Source organism: Polaromonas sp., from assembly GCF_029945895.1.
Classification (GTDB): Bacteria; Pseudomonadota; Gammaproteobacteria; order Burkholderiales; family Burkholderiaceae_C; genus Polaromonas.
Map to the genome: position 1 here is coordinate 1 of NZ_JAQSDL010000096.1, position 10962 is coordinate 10962.

At 64.5% G+C, this 10962-nt stretch carries 10 protein-coding genes; 2 read left to right on the plus strand and 8 right to left on the minus strand.

Annotated elements, in window-relative coordinates; all coding sequences use genetic code 11:
• From PSV33_RS14230 to glyQ, 6 genes are all read right to left on the minus strand, one after another.
• Positions 1 to 311: response regulator (locus PSV33_RS14230; RefSeq protein ID WP_300562870.1), on the minus strand; the 311-nt coding region annotated here is incomplete at its 3' end.
• A gap of 146 nt (positions 312 to 457) precedes the next feature.
• Positions 458 to 1471: a SprT family zinc-dependent metalloprotease gene (locus PSV33_RS14235; RefSeq protein ID WP_300562872.1), complete on the minus strand. Its 1014-nt coding sequence runs from the start codon at positions 1469 to 1471 to the stop codon at positions 458 to 460.
• A gap of 42 nt (positions 1472 to 1513) precedes the next feature.
• Positions 1514 to 2269: a 1-acyl-sn-glycerol-3-phosphate acyltransferase gene (locus tag PSV33_RS14240; protein ID WP_300562874.1), complete on the minus strand. Its 756-nt coding sequence runs from the start codon at positions 2267 to 2269 to the stop codon at positions 1514 to 1516.
• Between the two features lie 86 nt (positions 2270 to 2355).
• A complete protein-coding gene (gene gmhB / locus PSV33_RS14245) occupies positions 2356 to 2913 on the minus strand; it encodes a D-glycero-beta-D-manno-heptose 1,7-bisphosphate 7-phosphatase (protein WP_300562875.1) in 558 nt (185 codons plus the stop codon).
• A 106-nt stretch (positions 2914 to 3019) separates the two neighbouring features.
• Positions 3020 to 5149 carry a glycine--tRNA ligase subunit beta gene (gene glyS, locus PSV33_RS14250; RefSeq protein WP_300562886.1) on the minus strand — a complete coding sequence of 710 codons (2130 nt, stop codon included), beginning with the start codon at positions 5147 to 5149 and terminating at the stop codon, positions 3020 to 3022.
• Positions 5150 to 5151: 2 nt separating this feature from the next.
• Entirely contained in the window at positions 5152 to 6057 is a 906-nt protein-coding gene (gene glyQ, locus PSV33_RS14255; protein WP_300562877.1) for a glycine--tRNA ligase subunit alpha, read from the minus strand.
• A gap of 118 nt (positions 6058 to 6175) precedes the next feature.
• Between glyQ and PSV33_RS14260 the strand changes: the two genes are divergently transcribed.
• Positions 6176 to 7051, plus strand: coding sequence for a bile acid:sodium symporter family protein (locus PSV33_RS14260; RefSeq protein WP_300562879.1), 876 nt, complete (start codon positions 6176 to 6178; stop codon positions 7049 to 7051).
• Positions 7032 to 8792, plus strand: a complete 1761-nt coding sequence (locus tag PSV33_RS14265) for an amidohydrolase family protein (protein WP_300562881.1) — start codon at positions 7032 to 7034, stop codon at positions 8790 to 8792. Before PSV33_RS14260 ends, PSV33_RS14265 begins: the two co-directional genes overlap by 20 nt.
• On the opposite strand, the gene lnt is transcribed toward PSV33_RS14265, so the two are convergent.
• Positions 8772 to 10487: an apolipoprotein N-acyltransferase gene (gene lnt, locus PSV33_RS14270; protein ID WP_300562883.1), complete on the minus strand. Its 1716-nt coding sequence runs from the start codon at positions 10485 to 10487 to the stop codon at positions 8772 to 8774. The genes PSV33_RS14265 and lnt overlap by 21 nt on opposite strands.
• Positions 10488 to 10510: 23 nt before the next feature.
• Positions 10511 to 10962: transporter associated domain-containing protein (locus PSV33_RS14275; RefSeq protein ID WP_300562884.1), on the minus strand; the 452-nt coding region annotated here is incomplete at its 5' end.

Below are 10962 nucleotides of genomic sequence, written 5' to 3' on the forward strand. Positions count from 1 at the left end.
ATGTCGGACTGCTCGCTCGACGAGGTCAGCATGACCACCGGAACCAGCGCCGTCAGCGGGTTGCTGCGCAGGCTGCGCAAAACATCCAGACCGGACAGCTTGGGCAGCTTCATGTCGAGCAGGACAAAGGCCGGCTGCTTCTGGGTGTCGCGCCCTGCGTGCGCGCCTTGTCCAAACAGGTAGTCCAGCGCTTCTGCGCCGTCGCGCGCGGTCACGATGGCCGTGTCCGTCCCCTGCTCCTGCAAGGTCAGGACAGTGAGTTCCAGGTGGTCGGGGTTGTCTTCCACCACGAGAATGGGTTTGTCATGCATAAGAAACCTTTTCCTTCACCGTGACTTCTTTGGCGATTTTGTCATCTTTGTCATATTACACAACTTAACACATTTGTCCAGCATCCTGTGCAAATGGTTTTTCAAGAGGCCTGGCGCGCAAGGCCCTTGTCTGCTCCCTTTCGGTGCTACCACCTCGGCACCGACTCTTCTTTCAACTGGTTACGCAGTTCGGCATAGTCCGGCACCACCGTACGCACAGTGTCCCAAAAACGCGGGCTGTGGTCCATCACCCGCAAATGACTGAGTTCATGCACGACCACATAGTCAATCACGGACTGCTTGAAATGAATCAGCCGCCAGTTCAGCCGGATCGCACCGTCGGCGCTTGCGCTGCCCCAGCGCGTGCCGGCACTGCTCAGGCTCAGCTTTCGCCACTGCACACCCAGATGGGGTGCATAGTGGTTGAGGCGTTCCGTGAAAAGGCGATTGGCCTGGCGCATCAGCCAGGCCTGCACGGAGTCGCGGATCTGCTCCGGCGTTGCATCGTGCGCCAGGGCGATGTGCAGGGTCAGGTTCGGCACGCCCGGCAGGGTGCTGTCGGGCGCGTCGGCCCCGGTGTGGAGCACCGCCCCTGGCCCGACGATGCTCTTGAGTTCGCCGCCCACGGCGCCGAAGGCATGGCGCGGGTCAATCACCACAATCACCGGCTCACCGAGGAAAGGCAGGGTGGTCCCGTCTTTCCATTCAATGCGCGCCGACTCGAGCCGGTCGTGACGGGCACGGGTTTCCTGCAGCTTGCGCACGATCCAGCCGGATTTTTCCTGCACAGCCTTGTCGATGTCATACAGCGGCACCCATTTGGGCGCGCTCACGACCAGCCCCTCGGCACCCACCGAAAAGCCGATGGTGCGTCGCTTGCCGCGCCGGAACTGGTAAGCGACCACGGCGCCCTCCAGCAAGGCCTCGCGGGTGGCTGCGGGATGGCGGTAGGTGGCCGGCGCCAGCACTTGCGCCAGGGTCTGCGCCGGAAGCGGCTGCGGACCGTCTTCTGCTCCTCTTTTTATAGCTGTTGGCGCATGATCAGCCTGGGCTGGGGGCCGATTTGACTGAGGTTCGTCAAGCTTTGCGGGCGGCGGGGCGGCGGGTCTGGCGGGCTCCAGGTCAAAGAGGTCAAGCGTGAACTGAAGAAGCCGTTGCATGCCAACAGTTTAGCCTTGTGAAAAGTGGGCAGGGACCAGCCTCTACACGCCGGCGCCGGTGGATTCCCGATACGCCTCGGGGTCGAGCCGGTGCATTTCAGCTTCAATCCAGGCCTCGACTTCACGCATCAGTTCCTCCGGCTGGCGGCCCACGCTGCTGATGGGCTTGCCGATCGAGATATCGACGATGCCCGGCTTCTTGATGAAGGCCTTGCGCGGCCAGCACTTGGCCGACGTCACCGCCACCGGGATCACCGGGGCGCCGGTTTCAATGGCAAGCCGCGTGCCGCCGGTCTTGTAGACGCCCTTTTGTCCGCGTTTAATCCGCGTACCCTCCGGAAACATGATGACCCAGACACCCTGGCCCATCAGGCGGCGGCCCTGCTCGACCACCTTGTTGAAAGCCTGTGTGCGCTGGCTGCGGTCAATGTGGATCATGTCCATGCGCGCCATGGCCCAGCCAAAAAATGGCACATAGAGCAACTCTTTCTTGAACACGTAGGCCAGCGGGTGCGGCATCAATGTCGGCATCGAAAACGTCTCCCAGGTGCTCTGGTGCTTGAGCAGCAGGACCGCGCCGCTGGTGTTGCTGGTGGGCAGGTTTTCCATGCCGGACACGCGGTTTCTGATGCCGAGAATCACCGTGCCGCCGCTGACTGCCAGGCGCAGCCAGCCGGCACACATCCAGTAAATCTGGGTGCTGCTGCCAAAAAGCGAAAACACCAGCACGGCAAGCGCCCACGGAATCACCGTGACAATCATCCACAGAAGGTGCAGGACAGAGCGAATCAGTGGCATGGCGTGTGTATCTTCAGTCGATGTTCAAACGATTTATGCCTGTAGCCCTTACAGGTCGGGCGCAACAAGCTACTATTTCCATAGCATCAGGCAGGGGCACTGCGGTTCAGGATGAACTCCACAAAGGCCGGCAGATCGGCGTGCACCAAGGTGCCCGGCGGCAGGCCCTCTGGCTGCCCCCCGTCCAGGTACCCTGCCGATTTTCCGGTCAGCACCAGGTGCGGCTCGCATCCGGCCGCGGCGCCGGCGAGCAAATCGCGCACCGAGTCGCCCGCTGTCGGTACGCCCTTGAGCGGCACGCCAAAACGCGCACCTATCTGCTCGAACAATCCGGGCAGCGGTTTGCGACAGGTGCAGCTTTCTTCCGGACTGTGCGGACAGTAAAACACCGCATCGACGCGCCCGCCCAATGCGCCCAGCATCTTGTGCATCTTGGCGTGCATGGCATTGAGCGATGCCACATCAAACAGGCCACGCCCCAGGCCCGACTGGTTGGACGCAATCACCACATGCCAGCCGGCATGGGTGAGGCGCGCCATCGCTTCCAGGGCACCCGGCAGGGGCACCCATTCGTCGGGTGTCTTGACGAAGTCGTCGCTGTCGCTGTTGATGGTGCCGTCGCGGTCGAGGATGACGAGTTTCATGGAGCGTTGCCTTACCCAATAGAGCGGCCGGCCGCCGGGCCGCCCCAAGGCCGGCCAGCCCCCCCGGGGGGCAGTGACGACACGCAGTGCGGAGCGTGGGGGCCCATCATGCCGCGAGCCTGGACAAGTCGGCGACACGGTTCATGGCGTCGTGCAGGCTCTTGAGCAAGCCTTGGCGGTTCAGGCGCAAGTCCATCTCCTCGGCATTGACCATCACCCCGTCAAAAAACGCATCGACCGGCGCACGCAGCGCGGCCAGCGTCTGCAGTGAAGCGGTGTAGTCGCCGGCTTCGAACTGGCTGTTGGCCTGGGGCGCTATTTCCTTCATGGCCGCGTACAGGGCGACTTCAGCGGCCTCCCTGAGCAGGACCTCGCTGACATGGGCATCCACGTCACCGGCCTTTTTGAGGATGTTGCTGATGCGCTTGTTGGCGGCGGCCAGGGCCGGCGCTTCGGGCAGCGCAGCAAAAGCGCGCACGGCAGACAGGCGCTTGGACACGTCACCGAGCCGCTGCGGACGCAGCGCCAGCACAGCCTCGACTTCCTGCGCGCTATAGCCCTGCTCGCGCAGGGAGCCGGCCAAGCGGTCATAAATGAAATCCACCAAAGCGGCAGAGGCATGGGTGATCTTGTCTCCAAAGACCGGCGTCGCGTCCCCGACCAGCTCCAACAGTCCGAGAGGCAGGTCTTTCTCGACCAGCATGCGAATCACGCCCAGCGCATGGCGCCGCAACGCAAACGGGTCCTTGTCACCGGTCGGCAGATTGCCGATGCCGAACATGCCCACCAGGGTTTCGAGCTTGTCGGCCAGCGCCACCATCACACCGATGGTGTTGCGCGGCAACTCGTCACCGGCAAAACGTGGCTTGTAGTGGTCCTCGATTGCATCGGCCACCTCGGCACTCAAGCCATCGTTGAGCGCGTAGTAACGCCCCATGATGCCCTGCAGCTCGGGAAACTCGCCGACCATGTCGGTCACCAGATCAGTCTTGGCCAGTTCTGCGGCGCGCTGCACGTCGGCCACTTCGGCGCCCAGGCGCCTGGCGATCGCTTCGGCAATCGCACGCACGCGTTGGACGCGTTCACCCTGCGAGCCCAGCTTGTTGTGATACACCACCTTGTCCAGCCCCGCCACGCGCGAAGCCAGCGTCTTCTTGCGGTCCTGGTCAAAAAAGAACTTGGCGTCAGCCAGGCGCGGCCGCACCACACGTTCGTTGCCGCCGATGACCGCACTCGCATCAGCCGGGCAGATGTTGCTGACCACCAGAAACTTGTTGGTGAGCTTTCCCTTCGCGTCCACCAGCGGGAAGTACTTCTGATTGGCCTTCATCGTGAGGATCAGGCACTCCTGCGGCACGTCGAGGAACTGCGCTTCGAATTCGCACACCAGCACATTGGGGTGCTCGACCAGCCCGGTCACTTCGCTCAGCAGGTCCTCGTCCATCAGCACCTCGTAGCCCGGGCCCAGGCGCTCGGCCGCCTGCGCGAGCTGCTGCACGATGGCAAAGCGGCGGTCGCCAAAGCTGGCGATCACCGCGCCGTCATCCAGCAGGGTCTGGGCATAAGCGTCGGCGTCCTTGATCACCACGGGCGACACCTTCGCTTCAAAGCGGTGGCCCTGCGTGGTGTTGCCCGCCTTCAGGCCCAGCGCGGTAACCGGCACCACGGTGCTGCCGTGCAGCGCCACCAGGCCGTGCGCCGGACGCACGAAATTCACGCTGGTCCAGCCGGGCAAGGCGCAGTCGGTCTCGAGCTGGTAACTCATGACCTTGGGAATCGGCAGCTTGGCAATGGCCTCTTCGATGGCCTTTTGCAGGCCGGTATCGAGCGCCGCGCCCGTCACCAGGCTGTCGTAGAACAGCGCCTCGGCCTTGCCGTCGGGCGCGCGCTTGAGGGCGGCCACGGCAGCGGCCGGGTTCGACACGTCGGCACCGAGCGCCTGCAGTTTCTTGAGCAATGCGGGCGTGGCGTTGCCGGAAGCGTCCAGCCCCACCGAGACCGGCATGAGTTTTTGCTGCACGGCCTTGTCGGCGGCCTTGCGCCAGACGTGCGTGACATGCGCTGCCAGGCGGCGCGGCGAGGCAAAAGCCGTGACCACCGAGGTATCGGCGCTGGCCAGGCCCTGGGCCTTGAGCTGCTCGAACAAAACGCTGGCAAAGGCATCACCGAGCTTTTTGAGCGCCTTGGGCGGCAGCTCTTCCACAAACAGTTCAACGAGAAGGTTTTGCGTTGTCATTGTCATGCGGCCTTCTTCGTCATCTGTTCCACCCATTCGCGCGGCGCCATCGGGAAGCCCAGCCGTTCGCGGCTTTCGTAATAACTCTGGGCCACCGCCCGCGCCAGGTTGCGGATGCGGCCGATATAGGCGGCACGTTCGGTCACGCTGATGGCGCCGCGCGCGTCCAGCAGGTTGAAGCTGTGCGCGGCCTTGAGCACCTGCTCGTAGGCCGGCAGCGCAAGCTGCACCTCGATCAGGTGTCTGGCTTGCTTTTCATACGCAGTAAAGGCGGTGAACAGAAAGTCAGCGTCGCTGTGTTCGAAGTTGTAGGCCGACTGCTCCTTTTCGTTTTGCAGGTAGACATCGCCGTAACTCATGCTGTCGGTCCACTGTAGGTTGTAGACGTTGTCCACCCCCTGCAGGTACATGGCCAGGCGCTCCAGGCCGTAGGTGATCTCGCCGGTGATGGGCCGGCAGTCAATGCCGCCGACCTGCTGGAAGTAGGTGAACTGCGTGACTTCCATGCCGTTGAGCCAGACTTCCCAGCCCAGCCCCCAGGCGCCCAGCGTGGGGTTCTCCCAGTCGTCCTCCACGAAGCGGATGTCGTTTTTCTTCAGGTCGAAGCCCAGCGCCTCGAGCGAGCCGAGGTAAAGCTCCAGGATGTTGCTGGGCGCGGGCTTGAGCACCACCTGGTACTGGTAGTAGTGCTGCAGGCGGTTCGGGTTCTCGCCATAGCGGCCGTCTTTCGGGCGGCGGCTGGGCTGCACGTAGGCGGCCTTCCAGGGCTCCGGGCCCAGTGCTCTTAAAAACGTAGCAGTGTGCGACGTCCCGGCGCCCACCTCCATGTCATAGGGCTGCAACAGGGCACAGCCCTGGGCATCCCAGTAGGACTGGAGCTTCAAGATGATTTGCTGAAAGGTCAACATAAATTGGGTGTGCGGCAACGCAGGGCCGGATGGGAAAGACAAAGCGGGCCTGAACCCGCGAAAACCCTTGATTTTACGGAGCTTTCACCGGGTTACCCTCAGACACGAGGAAAGTGTCATGACAACCCAACAACTGATTTTGAGCCTGGTGCTCGCCACCATGGTGTTTTCGGTCGCGCTGGAACTCAAGGTGAGCGACTTCAGGCGCGTCGCGCAAACACCCAAAGCGGTGGTCTGCGGGCTGATCCCGCAGTTCATCCTGCTGCCGGTGGGCACCTGGCTGGCCACCCTGGTGCTGGACCTGCCGCCCAATGTGGAAGCCGCGATGATCCTGGTGGCTGCCTGCCCCGGCGGCAGCTTGAGCAATGTGGTCACCCACCTGGGCCGCGGCAACACTGCCCTATCGGTCAGCGTGTCGGCCGTGGCCAGCGTCATTGCACTGGTCGCGACGCCCTTCAACTTCAGCTGGATGGTGGCGGCCAACCCGGCCACGGCCGGCTGGCTCAAGACCCTGGACATCGACCCCTCAGGCATCTGGATCAGCCTGTTTCTGCTGCTGGCCCTGCCGATGGCGCTGGGCCTGCTGTTTTCGCATCAGTTGCCTGCGCTGACGGCGCGCATCCAGAAACCGCTGGGCAACTTTTCGCTGCTGGCGCTGCTGGCCTTCATCGTGCTGGGGCTGATCAAGGAACGCCAGCTGCTGACGCTGGGCATACTGCCGATGCTGGTCATCGTCATCGCGCACAACGCCAGCGGCCTGTTTTTCGGTTGGGCCACCAGCAAGGCCATGGGGGTCAGCGAACGCGACCGGCGTGCCGTGATGATTGAGGGCGGCATGCAGAACTCGGGCCTGGCCCTGGGCATCATTGCCGTACAGTTCAACTCGGACCTCGGCATGGTCATCATTGCCAGCCTGTGGGGTATGTGGCACATCGTCAGCGGCCTGTCGCTGGCCTGGTTCTGGAGGAGAAAAGATGCTCGACTTGCTCATTAAGGGCGGCACCGTGGTGGACGGCAGCGGCGCCGCGCCGTTTGTGGCCGACATCGGCGTGCAGGACGGCCGCATTGTGGAGATCGGCCCCATCACGGCGGCCGCGCGCGAAACCGTGGACGCCAGCGGCGCGTGGGTCACGCCCGGTTTTGTGGACATCCACACCCATTACGACGGCCAGGCCACCTGGGACCAGACCTTCAGCCCCAGCATCCACCACGGCGTGACGACGGTGGTGATGGGCAACTGCGGCGTCGGCTTCGCGCCGCTACGGCCCGGCAGCGAGGACCGCCTGATCAAGCTGATGGAAGGCGTGGAAGACATCCCCGGCGTGGCCCTGACCGAAGGTGTGAAGTTTTCATGGGAGAGTTTTGGCGACTACCTGAACGCGCTCGACGCCATGCCCCACAGCCTGGACTTCCTGGCCATGGTGCCGCACGACCCGCTGCGCATGCTGGTGATGGGCGAACGCGCCGAGGCACGTGAAGCCGCCAGCGCGCAGGACATTGCCGCCATGCGCGAGCATCTGCGCACGGCACTGGCGGCCGGGGCGGTGGGCTTTTCCACCGGCCGCTCGGACAACCACCGCACGGCCGAAGGGCATGACACACCGGCCTCGATCGCCAGCGCGGCCGAACTCACCGGCATTGCCCGCGCCTTCGACGGCCTGGGCCACGGCGTGGTGCAGGTCGTCAGCGACTTCGACCTGATGCAGGGGCCGCAGAACTTTGACGCCGAGTTTGACCTGGTCGAACAACTCGCGGCGGCCAGCGGGCGGCCGCTCTCAATGAGCTGGCTGCAGCGCGACCCGGGCGGCGAGCAGTACCTGGCCATGCAGGCGCGTGTGGAAGCGGCGGTGGCGCGCGGCCTGCCTTTGTTTCTGCAGACCGCGGCGCGCGGCATCGGCGTCATCAACGGACTGGACGCGAGTTTTCACCCTTTCATGGGCTTCCCCGGCTACAAGGAAATTGCTACGCTTTCAGTAGCTGACCGCGCAGCTTCCATGCGGGATCCGGCCCGAAAAGTCCGCATACTGAGCGAAAAATCCGAACGCCTGGCGGGCGACGGCACGCCGATTCCACCGCTGGTGGACATGCTGCTGGCACGCATTGAAATGATCGCCGGGCGCATGTTCCCGCTGGACGCCACGCTCAACTACGAACCCGGTGTGATGCAAAGTTTCCTGGTGCGCGCCAAACAGCGCGGCGTCACGGCGCTGGAGGCGCTGTACGACTACTTCAGCGAAGGCGATGGCAGCCACCTGGTCTATTTCCCGATCTTCAACTACAACCAGGGCTCGCTCGACACCGTGCGCCAGATGCTGAGCCATCCGCGCGCCCTGTTCGGCCTGGGCGATGCCGGCGCGCATGTAGGCACTGTCTGCGACGCGAGTTTTTCCACCTTCATGCTCACCCACTGGGTGCAGGGCCGCGCGACAGGCCGTCTGTCGCTGGAGCAAGCGGTGGAGATGATGACATCGCGCAACGCCCGCTACCTCGGCCTGAACGACCGCGGGCGGCTGGCGCCCGGCCTGCGTGCCGACATCAACGTCATCGATCCCGCGCGCCTGAGTGTCGGCCTGCCGCAGCTGGTGCGCGACCTGCCCGCCGGCGGCAAGCGTTTTCTGCAGAAGGCGCAGGGTTACATCGGCACCTGGGTCGCGGGCCAGTGTGTGGCCCGCGAGGGCGAGGTCACGGCCGCGCGACCGGGCCGGCTCGTGCGCTCAGGCCAGCAAGCGGCCTGAACGCAGGCGAAAACCTAGCGCCAGCCCCGCCACACCCAGGCCCAGGGCCCACAGCGGCCAGAGGCCGTAACGCGACACCCACCAGGCGTAAGGCGTTATGCCGTTGCGGCCCTCGACCTCGCCCACCAGCGCGCCGCGCGTGTGGCGCGGCAGCTCGTGGGTGACCTTGCCGCGGTGGTCGATGATGACCGTGGCGCCGGTGTTGGTGGCGCGCAGCATGGGCCGCTCGAACTCCAGCGCCCGCATGCGCGAGATGGCCAGGTGCTGGTCAATGGCGATGGTGTTGCCGAACCAGCCGATGTTGCTGAGGTTGACGAGCACCGTGGGGGCCGTGGCCGCATCGGTGAAACTGGCGCCCAGCTCTTCGCCAAACAGGTCTTCGTAACAGATGTTGGGCGCCAGCCGCTGGCCCTGCCAGTCAAACGAAGGCTGGCCCAGCGGGCCGCGCCTGAAGTCGCCGAGCGGGATGTTCATCAGGTTGATGAACCAGCGAAAGCCCGGCGGGACAAACTCGCCAAAAGGCACCAGGTGGTGCTTGTCGAAACGAAACGGCTGCGCCTGGCCGAATGTTGAAGCCCCCACGCTCGTCGCTTCGCGTACTTCGCTGCCCCCCGAGGGGGCTGATTTTCCTTGGGGCGGCCCGGCGGAAAACGGCTTGAGCCCCACCGCCGAATTGGTGTAACCCGCGCTGTAGCTGCCCAGCGGTATGCCGATCAGCGCCGCCTGCTGGCCGGAGGCAAAACGCGCCTGCACGGCGCGCCAGTAACCTTCAGGTAGTTGCTGCGGCAGCAGGGGAAGAGACGTTTCGGGCGCCACCACCAGCGCAGTTCTGGCACCCTGCAACTGCTCGCCGTACCAGCGCAGCGCCGTCGGCAGGCCGGTGCCAGGCTGAAATTTTTCGTCCTGGGCAATGTTGCCCTGGAGCAGCGTCACCTGCAGGCTGCCGGCCGAGGTGGAGGTCTGCTTTCCACCTGCCAGGGCTCCCGCCACCATCAGCGCCGCCAGCACCGGGAACATGACCAGCTGGCGCCGCGACCGGCCCAGGCCAGCCACACTGGCGGCCAGGAAAGCCGCCAGGAAAGTGATGCCGTGCACCCCGATCCAGCGCGCATAACCGTCCATCCAGCCGTCCAGATGCGCGTAGCCGGCGGCGCCCCACGGGAAGCCGGTGAAAAACTCCACCCGGGCCAGCTCGGCCAGCAGCCAGAGCGCCGCAAAAACAATCGCCCTGCGCGTTTGCCCGAGGGGGGCCAGGCGGACGTAGGCCGCGCAGGCCACGGCGTAATAGGTCGCCAGAAAAATCGCCAGGCCAACCACGGCCAGCACCGTCAGCGGCGCGGCCAGCCCGCCGTAACGATGCAGCGAGATGAACAGCCACCAGAAAATGCCGCACAGCCAGGCGGTGGCAAACAGCCAGCCCAGCAGCAGCCCCTGCTTGAAGCGCACGCAGCGTTCCAGCGACCGCACGAGTGCCGCCATTGCCAGCAGCTGCAGCCACCAGACCGGCTGGCCTTGCGCCAATCCGGAGGAAAAAGGCCAAGCAACGCTTAAAGCATGGGCGCAACCAGCTATTAAAACAATAGCAAAATCAAGAAAGGAAAGCCCCTTGCGCGGCTGTGGGTGCCCGATATGCTCCAGCAGGGCTGGCAACGTGGGCAACGCCGACATCATGCTGTGAATGGAGTCCCTTGCCATCGCCTGCTTCAGTCCGCCGCGCCTCAGGTACCCGTGGCGACGGGCGACACCTTGAACCAGCGCACGGCGCCCCCTTTGGTGTGCAGCACGGTGAACTGCAGGCCGGCCAGCGCGAAGAGTTCGCCGCGTTTGGGCACATGGCCCATTTCGTGGGCCACCAGTCCGCCAATTGTCTCGAAGTCGGTTTCGGGCAGCAGCACACCGAAGGCCTCGTTGACGCGTTCGATCGAGGTGTCGCCGCTGACGCGGTAGGTGTGGTCGGTCAGGCCGAAGATGTCGCCCTCGTCCTCGGCGATGTCGAACTCGTCCTCGATCTCGCCGACGATCTGCTCGAGCACGTCTTCAATCGTGATGAGCCCCGCGACGCGGCCGAACTCGTCAATGACGATGGCCAGGTGGTTGCGGTTGCCGCGGAATTCGCGCAGCAGGTCGTTCAGGCCCTTGCTCTCGGGCACAAACACCGCCGGCCGCAGCA